Genomic DNA, 15,055 nt, shown 5'->3' with positions numbered 1-15,055 from the left:
GACGCCGCCCGGGGTGACGTCCGCACCGGGCTGCCGGCGACGCTGACCCGGCCGGCACACTGGACGGCCCTGGCGGCGTCCACCTGAGCCTGGTGCAGGAACAGGGTGGCTCGTAGGTCCGCGCCGCGCAGGTCGGCCCCGCGCAGGTCGGCGCCCGTGACGTCGGCCAGACCCAGGTCGACGCCGCGCAGGTCGGCGCCGACCAGCAGCGCGCCGCGCAGGTTGGCCCGGCGCAGGTCCATCCGGCGCAGGTCCGCCCCGAGGAGTTGCGCGCCCCGCCGATCGATCCCGCCGGGGGAGCGGGCCGCGTCACTGGCCTGCGACAGGAGCGGGTTGACGCGGGCCCGGTGTGCGTCGACGTCCACGGTGCCCAGCCGCGCCGGGTCGCTCTCGGCGAGCGCGGCGATCTCGGCGCGGGCGTGCTCCAGCTCGGCGCGCAGCGCGGCCGGTGGGCGCAGCGACACCGCCTCGCCGAGATACCAGAGCAGTTCGTGCAGCGGACGCAGCACCGTGAACGCCTCGGCCATCGCGGGCAGTGTCTCCGGGGCGTCCCGCCAGTCCCGGCCACCGAAGGTGACCTGGGCGACCTGCTGCCCGGCCCCGAAGCAGTCGAAGACCGTGCACCCGGCGAACCCCCGCTCCCGCAGCTCGGTGTGGATGCCGCAGCGGTGGTCCGGGCGCAGGTTCGGGCAGGCCCGTCCGGCCGGCTTGTCGATGGCGAAGTCGGCCGACGCGGCGAAGGCGGGAACCACGCAGCACAACCCGAAACAGCGCGCGCAGTCGGCGCGCAGACGCGACGACTGCGACGGTGGCGCGGGATGGGTCGACACGGGGAAACGGTCCTCCTGGCGATCGAGGCGACGACACCCATTGTCCCGCGTCTCATCCCGACCCGGTGGGTCGGGGGTCACCGTCCGTGCGCGTCGCCGGCCGTCGCGGAGCGAGGAGCGGGGGTACGCGAAGCGTCCGGCGGCGGCACCAGCCGGCGGATCTCCCGCTGCCCGTCGCCGCCGTACTTCTGGTCGAAGTGCCTGTGTACGGTGGCGGCCGGCGTGCGGTCCCCGTCGACCGGCTCGGCCAGGGCGAACACCTTCGGGGCGCCGCCCGGCGCGCGCGGTGGCAGCACGGCCCGCACGGTCAGCGGCCCGGTCACCTTGAACACACCGCAGTCGACGTAGTGCTGCCCCTCCACACTCACGTAGGGCACCTGCACCTCGACCACGTCGGAGTCGTCGTGGCGCAGCGTGACGGCGACCGACCAGTACCGCTCCAGGTTGACCGTCGCCTGCTCGTGCTCCCACAGCTCCTCGAAACGGGCGTGCACGAACCCGCCCCAGGGGCTGTCCATGTCGACCTCGAGCTGGGGCACGTTGAACGACAGCTTCCCGATCGGGAAGAACGAGATCAGCGCCCGGCTGTCCCACTGGTAGAGCTGGATCGACGGGGACGCGTCGTAGAGCCGAACCTGCAACCGGTGCCGCAGTCGGGCGTCGAGCGAGTCCTGGAACAGCGCCAGGTGCCGCAGGTTGGTGCGGATCTGGCGCGGCACGTCCACCCGCTGCCGCTCCAACTCCTCCGAGCGCTGCTGCGCGGCCGTGCAGTCCGGGTCCAGCAGGAGCAACTGCACCTGCGCGCCGTTGGCGAGCGCCGCCCGCACCCCCCGCAGCGCCTCCTCGCGTTGCGTGTCCTCCAGCAGGATCGTCCAGGTGTCGAGGATCCGTACCCGGCGTCCGGAGCGGTGCAGCCGGGTCACGAAGGCGTGCTGGTCGAAGCTCAGGTGCTCCTGCACCCGCGCCCTGCGGGCCTCCTCGAACAGCGGGTCGAAGATGACGTACGAGATGGCCGCGAGGACCACGCTGGAGCCGATGTTGAGCAGCAGGTCGCTGAGGAAACCGCTGCTGCGCCAGGCGGCCAGCAGCAGCACGAGGGCGATCCCGAGCAACGCCCCACCGACGCCGAAGGCACGTCGTTGTCGGCCGCCACGGTCGCCCCGACCAGCCCAGTCGGGCATCCGGTCCCCTTCCGTCCTGGCCCCGCCGATCATCGAGATGCGGAGGATACGTGCCGGCTTTGCCGCTCGCTGTCCCGTTCGCGACCGACGGGTTCGCCGACCGGGCCGTCTCGACCGCTTCTCAGGTGACGGTAACGGGGCAGGGCGACTGCGGAGGGTAGGGGTGGATGGACGACGACGAACGCGAGAAGGCCCTGCTCGCCGCCCTGACTGAGCTGACGACCCTCAGACCCGTCGCCAGTCGTCGGTGGTCAACGCGGCGGCCTGCGGGCCCATCAGCAGCATGCCGCCGTCGACGGGCCAGGACGCCCCGGTGACGTAGCTGGCGGCGGGGGAGGCGAGCAGCGCGACCACGGCCGCCACCTCCCGGGCGTCGCCGGGTCGTCCCACCGGCACGCCGGGCCGCTCCTGGGTGAACGGGTCGACGTCCTCCTGACCGGTCATCGGCGTGGCGATCTCGCCCGGAGCGACGGCGTTGACGGTGATCCCGTCGGCGGCCAACTCCTGGGCCATCACCCGGGTCAGCAGCCCGAGGCCGCCCTTCGCGGCGCAGTACGCGGCGGAACCCACCCGGGGCGCGTGTTCGTGCACGCTGGTGATGCTGATGATCCGTCCGCCGGCGCCGGCGGCCCGCATCCGTCGCGCGGCCCGCTGCGCGCACAGGAAGGGCGCGTCGAGGTCCACGGCGAGCACCTCGCGCCACTGGTCCCAGCCGGTGTCGACGAACGGCGTCGAGATGCCCGTGCCGGCGTTGTTGACCAGCACCCCGATGCCGCCGAGCCGGTCGGCCAGCTCGTCGATCACCGCGGCCGCGTCCGGCAGGCGGGTGAAGTCCACCTCGGCGACCTCGCACCGCCGCCCGGTGGCGCGGACCTCGGCCGCGGTCCGCTCGGCGCCGTCGGGATCGCCGTACCAGGTGATGCCGATGTCGAAGCCGGCCTCGGCCAGGGCGACCGCGCTGGCCTTGCCGATACCGGAGTCCGCGCCGGTCACGACGGCGATGCGGGGGTACGTGTCGTATCGATGGGGCATGGACGGGCAGTACCCCGGTCACGCCCGGCGTACCGTCGCCGGATGCGGATCACCCGATTCACGCAGTCCTGCGTCCGCGTCGAGCACGACGGTGGGGTGCTTGTCGTCGACCCGGGGACCTGGAGCGAACCACGGGCGCTGGTCGGCGCGGACGCCGTCCTGGTCACCCACGAACACACCGACCACGTGGACGTGCTGCGCCTGGCCGGGCTGGGCGTCCCGGTGTATGCCCCGGAGGGCGCCCGGCTGCCCGACCTCGCCCCGCTGCCGAGCGGTGGACGCCGCCGCCGCGTACCCGATCCACGACGCGCAGCTCAACGAGCGCGGCCTGGCCAGCGTCGCCGGCTGGTTCGCCGAGACCATCCCCGGCTACCGCCACCTCGCCCCCGGCGACACCGCCTGAGCGACCGCGCCCTCGGACCGCGTCTGTGGGTGGTCGGAGCACACAACGACATCGACGAGCGTGTCGGTCGGGCTCATGTCGGGTGTGGCCTGCGTCACGGTAGCTTCGGCGCACGCCGACGCCCCCGCCGGCGCTGCCAAGGAGAACGTTCATGACCACACCGCGCCGAACCGCCACCGCCCTGACCGCCGTCCTGCTGCTGATCCTGACCATCGCGGCCCCCGCCCAGGCCGCCACTCCCGCCACCAGGTCGCCCGTCTCCGGGTCGTTGGGCACCTACAACATCTCCGGGGTGTACGTCGCCGGTGTGTCCTCCGGTGGCTACATGGCGACCCAGCTGCACGTCGCCTACTCGTCCCGGATCCGGGGCGCTGCCGTCTTCGCGGCGGGCCCGTACTACTGCTCGCAGAACACCGTTGCCCAGGCGCTCTACGGCTGCGGTGACAACCTGTACCCGACGAACGTGTCCGCCCTGCAGACGTACACCCGGACCTGGGCGACGTACGGCTGGGTCGACCCGGTCGGCAACCTCTCCGGCGACCCGGTGTACGTGTTCCACGGCGCCAACGACACCTCCGTCAAGAAGTCCGTCACCGACGACCTGGTCCGCTACTACCAGCACTTCGGGGCCAGCGTGCAGTACGACAGCGGCTCGGCCGCCGGTCACTCGTGGGTCACGCCGTACGGCACGTCGGGGTGTACGGCCACCGCGTCGCCGTTCCTCAACGACTGCGGCACCGACCCGCAGAACGCCCTGCTGCGCAAGCTGCTCGGCGGGGTGAACGCGCCCAATACCGCGGCTCTCGGTGGCACGCTCGTGCGCTTCGACCAGAACACCTTCGCGGTCAACGGCTGGGCCAACGGGCTGAGCATGGACGCCAACGGCTTCGCCTATGTCCCGTCGGCCTGCGCCGCCGGGCAGTCGTGTCGGCTGCTGGTCGCCCTGCACGGCTGCGCCCAGGGGTACGGGTCGGTGGGCACGGCGTTCGTCGACCGGGCAAACCTCAACCAGTACGCGGACACCAACAACCTGGTCGTGCTCTACCCGCAGGCGGGCACGGCCCTGAGCAACCCGAACGGCTGCTGGGACTGGTGGGGCTACCTGGGCGCGACCAACTTCCCGATCAAGGGCGGCGCGCAGGTGGAGTCCATCATGAACATGGTCCGCCGGCTGGACGGCTGAGGGTGGTGGCTCACCGCCGCTCTCACCGAATGCCCGGCACCGCCGCCTGACGGTTGCCGTCACCGGCCGCCGGGGTGCGGAAGCGGGGCGCGGCGGCGGTGAGCACCGCGGCTGTCGCCGGGACGGACCACCCGTCGGTCAACTCCCCCACCAGGGTGTCGACCAGCCGGGTCACGGCCGGCTCGGCACCCTGGTGCAACGCCTCGGCGACGATCAGCACCGACGAGGTGCCCGCCCGTACGGCGGACCACGCGCTCTGCCGGTTCGTCCACCGCCGGGCGTGCGCCCGCCCGACGGAGTCGACGAAGGTGACCTCGCCCGGGTCGGGGTGCTCGGTGTCGCCGGCGAAACTCAGGTACGTCTCGTCGCCGTGCGCCGGCCGAACCACCAGGTCGCCGTCGACCCGGTCCAGGTCGAGAACGGCGATGGGGATGGCGTAGGCCGCCGAGACGGCGTTGCAGAGATCGACCAGCGGGTGCACGCGGGGCAGTTCGCCGTCCAGACGTAGCCGGCGCAGCAGGGCTTCGGCCGCGCACCGGTACTTGGTGGGTCGTAATCCCATGGCCGCGTACGCCCGCCGCCACGCCTGGATCTCCCCGAAGGTGCTCTCGGCGCCGTCGGCCAACCGCTTCCGGGCGAGGGCGAGGTAGCCGGCCGTGCGCTGCGCCACGTCGGCCGTGGCGGTGATCCCGGTTGCGTGCACCACGCCGGCGACCAGGTCGGGATGTGCGGCGCGAAGCTGCGCCGAGTGCTCGAACTGCATCAGGCTCCCTATCGTTCGGTGAGGGCGAGCGTCACGCCGAGCGCGACGAACGTGCCGGCGACGGACCGGCGCAGCCAGTCGGTGACGCGGGGGCGGGTCAGCACCCGGTCCCGCAGGCGGGCGGCGAAGATGCCGTAGCCGCTGAACACCACGAAGGTGAGCAGCATGAACACCACGCCGCAGGCGAGCATCGCCCGGGCCGAGCCCGGGGCGGTGGTGTCCACGAACTGCGGGAGGAACGCGACGAAGAACAGCGTCGGCTTCGGGTTGAGCAGGTTGACCAGCACACCGGAGACGATCACCCGGGCCGCCGAGCGGGGTGGGCGGTCGCTCGTCGCCGCGAAGGCGCTGCGGTCGCGGATCGTCGACCAGCCCAGATAGAGCAGGTAGCCGACGCCCAGGTACCGGACGGCCTCGAACGCCGTGGCGCTCGCCTGCAACAGCGCCGCCAGCCCGGTCAACGCCGCCAGCAGATGCGGCACCACGCCCAGCGTGCAGGCGAACGCGGCCAGCACGCCGGCCCGGGCGCCCCGGGACAGTCCGGCGGAGACGGTGAAGAACACCCCGGTGCCGGGGGTGATCACCACGATCAGGGCGGTGATCAGAAAGGGGATGCTCACGGTCGTCCTCCGGCGGAGTCGGGCGGGGTGTCTACGGCCCACTCTGCTGCCAAGATGGTCCGGTGAGCAGGGCCAAAGCGAACGACTCCGAGAGGTCCATAACGGCCGGGTCGGATTTTCTGCACCTCACCGTCGCCGACGCGCCCCCCGGCGGGCGTGCCGACTGGCTCGCCGGCCGGCTACGCCAGGCGATCGCCGAGGGGCGGGTGCCGATCGGCGCTCGACTCCCCGCCACCCGGGTGCTCGCCGCCGACCTCGGCGTCTCCCGGGGCGTGGTCACCGAGGCGTACCAGCGGCTCACCGAGGAGGGGCATCTCACCGGCCGGGGCCGGGCCGGAACGGTGATCGTCGGCGCCCCGGGGGCGCCGCCCGCGCCGCCGCCCGCCCCGGCCGCGCCGGCGGAACCGGCCGCGCTCTTCCCACCGACGCCCGGCAGCGACATCTTCGACGCGGTACGCGCGGCCCGCGCGACGATCGACCTGACTCCCGGCGTACCCGACCTGACCGCCTTTCCCCGCGCGGACTGGCTGCGGTCGGAACGGGCCGTGCTCCGCCGTGTCGCCGCGGCGGACCTCGGTTACGGCGACCCGTGCGGCGCGCCCGCGCTGCGCGGGGCCGTCGCCACCTGGCTGGCCCGCAACCGGGGCATCACCGTCGACCCGGTCGACGTGATCATCGTGGCCGGGGTGTCCCAGGCGGTCGGGCTCCTCACCCAGGCGCTCCGCCCGGCCGGCATCGATCGCATCGCGGTCGAGGAGCCGGGCTCGCTCGGCGTACGGCAGCACCTGAACAACTGGCAGGTCGTCACCCCGCCGATCAGCGTGGACGACGCCGGGCTGCGCGTCGACGAACTGGTCGCCAGCGGCCTGCGCGCGGTGTTGCTCACGCCCGCGCACCAGTTCCCGACCGGCGTGGTGCTCGACGGTGACCGGCGCCGCCAACTCCTCGACTGGGCGCGGGCCGGCGGTCTGATCATCGAGGACGACTACGACGCCGAGCACCGCTACGACCGGCCCCCGGTGCCGGCGCTGCGGGGCCTGCTGCCCGAGCAGGTCTGCTACGCCGGAAGCGTGTCCAAACTGCTCGCCCCGGCGCTGCGGGTCGGCTGGCTGCTCGTGCCGAGGCGACTGCGGGCGGCGGTGGTGGCCGCCAAACGCAACGCCGATCTGGGCAACGCGGTGCTGCCGCAGCTGGTCCTGGCGGAGCTGATGACCTCCGGCGCGCTGGAGCGGCACCTGCGGCTGCTGCGCCGCCGGCACACCCGCCGCCGGGACGCGATGATCGCCGCCCTGGCCCGGCACCTGCCGACCGCCACGGTGCACGGCGCCGCGGCCGGGCTGCACCTGACGATCACCCTGGACGACGCCGCCGTGGCGGACACGGAGGTGGCGGCGGCGACGCTGGCGCGCGGGGTGAAGGTGCAGCCCCTGTCCTGGCACTGCCAGCGGCCACACCGGCCCGGCCTGGTGCTCGGCTACGCGGCCCGGACGGCGACGGAGATCGACGAGGGCGTCGCCGCCATCGCCGCCGCGCTGCGGCCGACCGGTCGGCCGGCTCGCTCAGCCCAGGAAGAGCTGGACGAGCACGAGCACGGCCAGCAGCGCCGGCCCGCGTGAGCCCTGGCGCAGCAGGTCGACCGGGACCATCCCGAACGGCGTGTTGACCGTCGCGCCGCCGTAGTTGATCGGCGGGCGGGTGCCGGCCCGCCAGGCGGCGGCCACCACCCCGACCGCCAGCGTCGGCGCGAGCCAGGTCGGTCCGGCGTCGAGGGTCGGCAGACTCGGCAGGGTCAGCAGCCACCACACGCCCGCGCCGACCGCCGGCACCACCACGTGGATTCCGCGCAGCGCCGCGTCGCTGCCACCGAGCGCCCGGCGCAGCCCGGGTGACCGACTGACCGCGCGCAGGCCACCGGTGAGCCGGTCGGTGGCGAAGTAGGCGAACACCACCTGAGTGGCCCCGGCGAGCCCCGGCAGGGCGAGCGCGGCGGCGTACTGGACGCCGATCAGCCCGGCCCAGATCAGCAGAGCGCTGGGGTGGCGGCGCAGGCGGCGTACGTCGGCCTGCAGCAGCGACCACCACGCCGGGCCGGGCAGGAAGCGGCGGCTGCGGACCCGGCCGATGCGCCGCCACCGCCGGCTCTCCACCAGGCTGGTGAGCATGCTCGGGTCGAGCAGGATCGTGGCCGTCGCGGCGGCGTTGGCGAACTGCGCGCCGGTCGTCAGCGTGGCCCGGTCCACCCGGGGCAGCGCGCGCACGGCGAGAACCGTGCCGAGGACCGCGAGGGGCACCCCGACCGCGACCAGCGCGCCGGTCGGCAGCGCCGCCGGCCGGGGCAGTTCGTCGCCGAGGCGACCGGCGATCACCACCACTGTCGCGACGACGGCGGCCGTCACCATCGGCGCCGCCCCGACCACCGTCGGCCAGCGGCGGCCCGCCCGGCTGCTCTGGGCGACGACGCTCAGGGCGAGCGCGGCGGCGCCCCACCCGGCGCCGGCCGCCGCGGCCCAGCCCACGGCGCCCAGCTGGGTGACGCCGCCCAGCACGGCCACGGCGACCGCGAGCAGCGCCGTACCGGCCGCCGCGCCCGCCAGCAGGACGCCGAGGCGCGGCGCCAGCCAGGCCCGCCGGTCGACCGGGGCGCTGGTCACCCAGCTCTGCGTGGCCGGGGTCACCAGCAGCGGGCCGAGCGCGCGCAGACCCCGCCAGGCGAGCCCCGCGCCAGCCAGCAGCGCGGCGACCGCCAGCCACCAGCGCACCCCCTCGTCGGCGCGGCCGACGGTGGGGGAGACCAGCACGTCGCGGCTGGCGCTGACCGCGAACCAGCCGTACATGCCCACGAAGAGCACGATGACGTACGCGTCGCCCAGCACGTCGCCGAGGGAATGCTCGTGGTGGCGGCGGCGGGCCCGGCGCAGGTGCGCACGCACCTGCCGGGCGGTGGGCAGTCCGGCGGGTGTCTCGGCGATCGTGGCCGGCGGGGCGCTCACCGACCGATCTCGATCCGCTCGTCGACCACCGCGTCGATCAGCTCCGGGTCGTGCGAGGCCAGCAGCACGGCGGTGCCGGCGTCCCGTTCCCGGCGCAGCCGATCGGCCAGCCACTGCCGGCCGCGTACGTCCAACCGCTGCTCCGGCTCGTCCAGGATCAGCACCCGTCGTGGGCGTACGAAGCACGACGCCAGCGCCAGCCGACGGCGCTGCCCACTGGACAGGGTCACCGGCAGCTGGTCGCGGGCCGGCTCCAGGCCCAGCTCGGCGAGCACCTCCTCGACCGGCTCGGCGTCGCCCCCGTGGGCGTACGCGACCAGCTCCAGGTGCTCGACCACCGACAGGTCGGGGAAGAAGTCGATGTCGTCCAGGGCGGCCGCGACCAGCGCCCGCACCTGCGGATCGGTCTCGTCGGCCCGGCGGCCCTGCACCAGCACCTCACCGGCGTCCGGACGGTCGGCGCCGACCACGCACCGCAGCAGGGTGGTCTTGCCGCTGCCGTTGGGGCCCAGCAGCACCGCGATCCGACCCGCCGCCAGCGTGAAGCTCACGTCGTCGAGCACGACCAGGTTGCCGAAGTTGCGGCTGAGTCCCCGCACCGAGAGAGCGTCCACGGTCACACACTCTCCCAGACCCGTGCCACCGGCCAACGCGAGCGATGGACATCACGCCGGCCCGGCGGGCCACGCGGTTCAGAGGCCGGCCGGCGGCGCGTCGGCGTCCTGCTCCAGGCGGTCGTCCGCGGCGGCCAGGGCCCGGTCGTCGGCGACCTCCTCGGCCACCGTCGCCGCGTCCGCCCAGAGCCGCCGCGCCTCGGCCCCGTCGCCCAGCGCGGCGGCGGCGTCGCCCAGGTACAGCAGGGTGCGGCCCAGCCCCGCCGTGGGCCGGGCCTCCGCCCGCAGCCGCCGGCTCTCGGCCAGCAGCTCGTACGCCGCCCGCGCCTGCCCCGGCGTGCTGGTCAGCAGCGTCGCGCCGGCGTTGAGCAGCGCCGCGGCGCGGCTGGTCGGGTCGTTGACCGACTCGTACTCGCGCAGGGCGGCCCGCCACGCCTGCGCCGCGTCCAGGTGCTCGCCGAGGGTCGCGTGCACCAGCACCAGGTTGGTCAGCGCCGCGGCGTAGCCGCGCGCGTCACCCACCGACCGGAACGTGTTCGCCGCCCGCACCAGGTGGTGGTGCGCGCTGTCCAGCTCACCCCGGGCCAGTTGCGCCGCGCCCAGGCCCAGGTCGGTGAGGGCATGCCCGGCGCGGTCCGCCGACGAGCGGTGCCGGCGGGACAGCTCCAGGTGCTCCACCGCGTCGTCGAGCTGCCCGAGATCGAGCAGGGCCAGGCCGAGGTTCATCCGTGCCTGGGCGGTGCCCCGCCGGCCGCGCTCGGCCACCGCGAGGGTGAGCGCCGCCGCCGCGCCCTGCGGGTCGTGCCGGCGTCGGCGCAGCACACCCAGCTCGTTGTGCGCCCACCCGGCGATCTCCGGCCGGTCGTCGGCGGTCGGGGTGGCCAGGACCGTGCGGCAGACCTGCTCCCACTCGTCGAGCCGCTCGACGTGCGCGAGCCACCCGCACAGCGCCACGGCCAACCGGAACCACCACCGGCGGACCCGACGGGGCAGCGTCTCGGCCGCTCCGGCCGGCACCCGGACCACCGCCAGCAGCAGCTCCTGGTGCAGGTCGAACCAGCCGTACGGGTCGTCGTCGAGCGGCAGCGACCACTCCCGGTCCGGCGGGGAGCCGAGCACGGCCAGGTTGGCCGCGTGTCTCTCGGCCCGGCGGGCCAGGTGCCGGGTGAGCCGGGCCTGCGCGGCGACCCGGGAGCGGGCCGGCTCGGCGTCGCGCAGGTGCAGCCGGGCGTTCGCGGCGAGCAGCGGGCGGACCTCGTACCGGTCGCCGCTCGCGCCGACCACGAACGCGGCGGCGGCCAACTCATCGAGAAGCGCGCTCACCCGCTCGGGATGGCGGCGGGCCAGCGCGGCGATGGTCGGCCGGTCCACCGGGGCGGGGGTCAGCGACATCAGCCGGTACAGCCGACGCGCCTCGCGGGTCAGCGCCCGGTACGCGGTGTCCCGTTCGGTGACGAGCTGGGCCGCCGGCGAGACGGCGACGCGCTGGTGCGGCGGGGTGCGCACCGCACGCCGCAGCGCGTCCAGCACGTCGGAGTGCCGCCAGCCGTGCTGGGCGGTGCGGTAACCGAGCGCCCGCACGGTGCGGGGCTGCCGCCCGCACAGGTCGACGATCTCGCGTACCGCCGGGTCGGTGCGCGGGTCGGCGCGGCGGATCCGGGCGGCGGGCGCGGCCCCACCGGCCGCCGCGAACAGCTCGACCGCCTCGTCCGGACCGGGCTCGGCGATCCAGTGCTCCACCACGCCGCCCAGGCCGCTGAGCGCGGGGCCGCCGGCCAGCAGCAGCCGGCAGGTGCGGGCGGTCGGCGGCAGCAACGCGCGGACCTGCTCGGGACGGTCGACGTTGTCCAGCACCAGCAGGATCTTGCGACCGTCGAGCTTGCGGCGCAGCGCGGCGGCGGCGGCCGCGAGGGCGTCCGGGCGGCCCGACGTCGGTGGCGCGGTGCCCAGGACGCCCGCCAGCGCGGTGAGCACCTGCCGCGCGGAGCGGGGACGACCACCGCGGCGCAGGTCGAAATGGTACTGCCCGTCCGGGAAGTCCTCCCGGCACAGGTTCGCCGCCTGGACGGCGCAGGCGGACGTGCCCACCGCCCGCCGGCCCAGCACCGCCACCGCGTGCTCGCGGGCGAGCAGGTCGAGCACCGCCCGGACGTGCTCCTCGCGGCCGGCGAACCCGGCCGTGTACGGCAGGGTGGGCACGTCGGTCAGCGGTGTGGTGACGACGTCGGTGGGCTCCGGGCCGGTCTCCCGGACGGCACGTCGTCGGCGCAGCTCGAACACCACGAAACCGACGCCGCCGAGGACCGCCACCACGATGCTGGCCGGGCCGAGCACACTTGCCGCGAACTCGGACAGCAGGTTGCTGGCCAGGTTGCCGAACACGCCGCTGAGCAGCGTGCCGATCGTCACGAGCACCGGCCAGCGCGGCGTCCGGCCGGGACCGGTGGGGCCGGTCACCGCACGCCCCCGGAGACCAGCCCGGCGACGAGCTGCCGTCGGGCGAGCACCATCAGCACCACCGGAAGCACCGAGGCGAGCACCGACCCGGCGGCCAGGACGCCACTGTTGGACACGAAACCGCGGCTCTGCCCGGCCAGGAACAGCCCGAGCGGGGTGGCCTCCGGCCCGCTGAACAGCAGGCCCACGGCCAGGTCGTTCCAGACCTGGACGAACTCCAGCACCGAGACGGCGATCACGGCCGGCAGGTTGTGCCGGGCCAGCCGGTGCAGGGTGCCCCACCAGCGCCGACCGCCCAGCCGGGCGCCCCGCACCTGCTCGGCCGGCAGGTCGGCGAACGCGTTGCGCAGCACCAGCACCGCGAACGGCACCCCCAGCGCCACGTGCACCAGGGCCAGCCCGCGGGCGGTGCCGGAGGAGAGCACCACGCCGAGCACCTCGTTGACCGGCCCGGCGATCACCTGCACCGGGACGACTGTGGCGGCCATCAGCAGCAGCCCGGTCGCCTGCGCGGCCGGCCCGGTCAGCCACGCCAGCGGGTACGCGGCCAGCAGCGCGACGACCAGCACCGAAGCGGTGACAACGGTCGCCAACAGCAGCGTGAAGCCCAGCGCCCGCCACAGCTCGCCGCCACCGAGCAGCGCCGCGTAGGAGCCCGTCCCGGGCGGAGCCGACCACCAGCCGCGTGCGGCGGCGTCCACCTGCCCGTGCGCGGAGGTCGCCACGAGCACCACGAGCGGGATCAGCCAGGCCACCGCGCCGCCCGCGGCGAGCAGCCGGAACAGTCGTCGCGGCGGCGGCGTCGTCGGGGCGGGCCCGGGTGTCGCCTCGACGCGGGGTGGCGGCCACGCCTGGCGGACGAAGAACGCCGCCACCAGCATGCCGGCGGCCACCGCCACCAGCCAGACGACGCCGAGCGCGGCCCCCTGCCCGGTGGTGGTGCCGCCCGAGGTCTGCCAGACCCGCAACGCGAGCACCGCCGCGTCGTCGCGGACCGACCCGGGCGTCATGACGAGGATCAGGTCGAAGGTCCGGCTGGTGCCGAGCGCCACCAGCGCGAAGACCACCGCGACGGTGCGCAGCAGCAGCGGTCGCCACTGCGCGTCCCACAGGACGTGTCGTCGGCCGCCGCCGTAGGCGCGGACCGCGTCGGCGAGGCTCGGCGGCAGCCGGTCCAGTGCGGCCCGGAAGACCAGCACGGCCAGACCCACCCACGCCCAGACGAACGCCGACATCAGCGCCACCGTGACCAGGCCCGGCCCGAGCAGTTGCGGCGCGTTGTCGTCCGACCGGCCGGTCAGCCGTGCCGCGAGCAGGGTGGCCAGGCCCCGGGTCGGGTCGGGGTCGTACATGAGGCGGAAGGTCACCCCGGTGACGACCAGCGGCAACGCCACCGGCACCAGCAGGATCAGACGGACCAGCCCGCCCTCCTGGGAACGGCGGGACGCCACGGCGAACAGGTAGCCCAGCGCCGTCACCACCGCCGGCACCAGCACCGCCCACAGCACCGTCCGGCCGACCACCGCGCCGGTGCCGGGCGCGGCGAGCGCCGCGCGGAAGTGCTCCGCGCCGACCCAGCGACCGTCGGTGGTGACGCTGGCGTGCAGCGTGCGCAGCACCGGCCACAGCACCAGCGCGCCGAGCAGCAACGCGGCCGGCAGCAGCAGCGCGGAGGTCGCCCCGGCCGCCGGGTAGGCCCGGCCGCGCCGGGACGGGCCCACGTCGTCGAGCACCGCCAGCTCGCCGAGCACCTTGACCTGGCTCATCGGCCACCGCCCGCGTCACGGGCCGCCGCCGCGAGCTGCCCGGTGGCCCGGCGAACGGCCTCACCGGCGGAGACACCGTCGGTGACGTCGGCGAAGAAGTCCTGCATGATCCGCCAGATGCCCACCCCGTCGGAGCCGGTGAACGCCCCGGGCAGTTGGTCGGAGAGGTCGAAGTGCAGGGTGTCGGGGCCGCGCATCTCGCGGGCCAACTGGCGACGGACCGGGTCGGCGTAGTCGGTGAGCGCGATGGTGGTGTTCGGCGACAGGTAGCCGCCGGCACGCAGCCAGGGCTGGAACGAGTCGGCCCGGGTCAGCCACTCGACCAGCTCCACCCCGCCCCGGGCGTCGGCGAACACCACCGCCACGTCCCCGCCCACGATCAACGCGCCGCCGCCCGTACCGGCGCTCGGGAACCGGAAGGTGACCGGCTCCTCCGGGCCGCGCCGGAACCGGCCGACCACCTCGGCGGTGAAGTCGGCCTCGAAGACCATCACCGCCCGTCGGGAGCGCACCACCTGGATCACCGACTCCTCGTACTGGGTGAGCAGGGCGCGCCGGCCGCCGCCGGGGAAGGCGCCGTCGATGCTCCACAGCTCGGCGAGCCGGTCCAGGGTGTCGCGCACCGGCCGGCCCTGCCAGTCGGCGTCCGGCCCGGCGAGGGCGTCGTAGGCGGTCGGCGCGAGGTCGGCCAGCACGTTCTCGAACCAGTCGGTGAGCACCCAGCCGTCCGCCGCGCCGATCGCCAGCGGCGCCGGGCCGGCGCCGCGCCGGGCGAGCGCGCCGAGGCGGCGGGTCAACGAGACCAGCTCGTCCCAGCTGGTCGGCTGCTCGGGCAGCATCGAGGGCAGGTGCCAGACCAGTGACTTGTGCGCGGCCTTCACCCAGACGCCGTAGCGCTGCCCGCCGGTCATCAGCAGGTCGCTGAGCCCGATGGGCACCGCGTACTCGGTCGAGGGGCGCACCGGGCGCAGCCAACCCCGCTCCGCGTACTCCGTCACCAGGCCGGGGCGCGACAGGATCGCCACGTCCGGCGAGGTGCCCGCGAGGTGTCGGGCGCGCAGGAACGCGTCGATGTCGTTGCCGGCGCTGACCACGCGCACCGGGTGGGGGTAGGTGGCCACGACCTCCCGGAAGCGGTCCAGCTCGCTGCCGCTCCACACCACCGCCACCTGCACCGAGCGGCCGCCGCTGGTACACCCGGCCGCGGTCGCCGCCG

Annotated in this window: 13 protein-coding genes and 1 pseudogene; 4 read left to right on the top strand and 10 right to left on the bottom strand. The window is 75.1% G+C overall.

Going from position 1 to position 15,055, the window contains the following annotated elements:
* The 3 genes from AB0J68_RS12235 to AB0J68_RS12225 all read right to left on the bottom strand — a co-directional run.
* Positions 1–830, bottom strand: an 830-nt coding sequence (locus tag AB0J68_RS12235; RefSeq protein WP_363938185.1) for a pentapeptide repeat-containing protein, incomplete at its 3' end; no start/stop codon positions are given.
* A 77-nt stretch (positions 831–907) separates the two neighbouring features.
* Positions 908–2,011 (bottom strand): DUF5919 domain-containing protein, encoded by a 1,104-nt coding sequence (locus tag AB0J68_RS12230; protein ID WP_363938182.1) that lies wholly within the window; start codon positions 2,009–2,011, stop codon positions 908–910.
* A gap of 225 nt (positions 2,012–2,236) precedes the next feature.
* Positions 2,237–3,043, bottom strand: coding sequence for an SDR family oxidoreductase (locus AB0J68_RS12225; protein ID WP_363938179.1), 807 nt, complete (start codon positions 3,041–3,043; stop codon positions 2,237–2,239).
* A 42-nt stretch (positions 3,044–3,085) separates the two neighbouring features.
* Between AB0J68_RS12225 and AB0J68_RS12220 the strand changes: the two are divergent.
* The 3 genes and pseudogenes from AB0J68_RS12220 to AB0J68_RS12210 form a co-directional block, all read left to right on the top strand.
* Positions 3,086–3,292 (top strand): annotated as a pseudogene (locus tag AB0J68_RS12220) (MBL fold metallo-hydrolase); the annotation flags it as partial.
* A gap of 25 nt (positions 3,293–3,317) precedes the next feature.
* Entirely contained in the window at positions 3,318–3,446 is a 129-nt protein-coding gene (locus AB0J68_RS12215) for a hypothetical protein (protein ID WP_354863036.1), read from the top strand.
* A 151-nt stretch (positions 3,447–3,597) separates the two neighbouring features.
* Entirely contained in the window at positions 3,598–4,629 is a 1,032-nt protein-coding gene (locus AB0J68_RS12210) for a PHB depolymerase family esterase (RefSeq protein ID WP_363938177.1), read from the top strand.
* A 22-nt stretch (positions 4,630–4,651) separates the two neighbouring features.
* On the opposite strand, the gene AB0J68_RS12205 is transcribed toward AB0J68_RS12210, so the two are convergent.
* Both AB0J68_RS12205 and AB0J68_RS12200 read right to left on the bottom strand, forming a co-directional pair.
* Complete coding sequence (locus tag AB0J68_RS12205) at positions 4,652–5,392, bottom strand: phenylalanine--tRNA ligase beta subunit-related protein (protein ID WP_354863028.1); 741 nt, start codon at positions 5,390–5,392, stop codon at positions 4,652–4,654.
* Between the two features lie 8 nt (positions 5,393–5,400).
* Complete coding sequence (locus AB0J68_RS12200; protein WP_354863030.1) at positions 5,401–6,012, bottom strand: LysE family translocator; 612 nt, start codon at positions 6,010–6,012, stop codon at positions 5,401–5,403.
* A gap of 62 nt (positions 6,013–6,074) precedes the next feature.
* Between AB0J68_RS12200 and AB0J68_RS12195 the strand changes: the two genes are divergently transcribed.
* Positions 6,075–7,628 carry a PLP-dependent aminotransferase family protein gene (locus AB0J68_RS12195; RefSeq protein WP_363938174.1) on the top strand — a complete coding sequence of 518 codons (1,554 nt, stop codon included), beginning with the start codon at positions 6,075–6,077 and terminating at the stop codon, positions 7,626–7,628.
* Here the strand turns inward: AB0J68_RS12195 and AB0J68_RS12190 are convergent.
* From AB0J68_RS12190 to AB0J68_RS12170, 5 genes are all read right to left on the bottom strand, one after another.
* Complete coding sequence (locus tag AB0J68_RS12190) at positions 7,572–9,002, bottom strand: DUF6297 family protein (RefSeq protein ID WP_363938172.1); 1,431 nt, start codon at positions 9,000–9,002, stop codon at positions 7,572–7,574. The genes AB0J68_RS12195 and AB0J68_RS12190 overlap by 57 nt on opposite strands.
* Complete coding sequence (locus AB0J68_RS12185; RefSeq protein ID WP_355068297.1) at positions 8,999–9,622, bottom strand: ABC transporter ATP-binding protein; 624 nt, start codon at positions 9,620–9,622, stop codon at positions 8,999–9,001. Before AB0J68_RS12185 ends, AB0J68_RS12190 begins: the two co-directional genes overlap by 4 nt.
* Before the next feature lie 72 nt (positions 9,623–9,694).
* Positions 9,695–12,073 (bottom strand): tetratricopeptide repeat protein, encoded by a 2,379-nt coding sequence (locus AB0J68_RS12180; RefSeq protein WP_363938169.1) that lies wholly within the window; start codon positions 12,071–12,073, stop codon positions 9,695–9,697.
* The gene (locus AB0J68_RS12175; RefSeq protein ID WP_363938166.1) at positions 12,070–13,839 is read right to left on the bottom strand and encodes a hypothetical protein; all 1,770 of its coding nucleotides are present in this window, start codon (positions 13,837–13,839) and stop codon (positions 12,070–12,072) included. Before AB0J68_RS12175 ends, AB0J68_RS12180 begins: the two co-directional genes overlap by 4 nt.
* Positions 13,836–15,055, bottom strand: a 1,220-nt coding sequence (locus AB0J68_RS12170; RefSeq protein ID WP_363938163.1) for an extracellular solute-binding protein, incomplete at its 5' end; no start/stop codon positions are given. The genes AB0J68_RS12175 and AB0J68_RS12170, both read right to left, overlap by 4 nt.

Origin of the sequence: Micromonospora sp. NPDC049580, from assembly GCF_040675595.1 — a bacterium.
GTDB lineage: Bacteria > Actinomycetota > Actinomycetes > Mycobacteriales > Micromonosporaceae > Micromonospora.
The sequence above is the reverse complement of the archived record's forward strand: the minus strand, read 5'-3'. Positions and strand labels throughout refer to the sequence as shown.

Excerpts from the sequence above, each read along its gene's own strand:
- AB0J68_RS12175 (WP_363938166.1), bottom strand. The coding sequence starts at position 13,839 with ATGAGCCAGGTCAAGGTGCTCGGCGAGCTGGCGGTGCTCGACGACGTG.
- AB0J68_RS12210 (WP_363938177.1), top strand. The coding sequence starts at position 3,598 with ATGACCACACCGCGCCGAACCGCCACCGCCCTGACCGCCGTCCTGCTG.
- AB0J68_RS12205 (WP_354863028.1), bottom strand. The coding sequence starts at position 5,392 with ATGCAGTTCGAGCACTCGGCGCAGCTTCGCGCCGCACATCCCGACCTG.
- AB0J68_RS12225 (WP_363938179.1), bottom strand. The coding sequence starts at position 3,043 with ATGCCCCATCGATACGACACGTACCCCCGCATCGCCGTCGTGACCGGC.
- AB0J68_RS12230 (WP_363938182.1), bottom strand. The coding sequence starts at position 2,011 with ATGCCCGACTGGGCTGGTCGGGGCGACCGTGGCGGCCGACAACGACGT.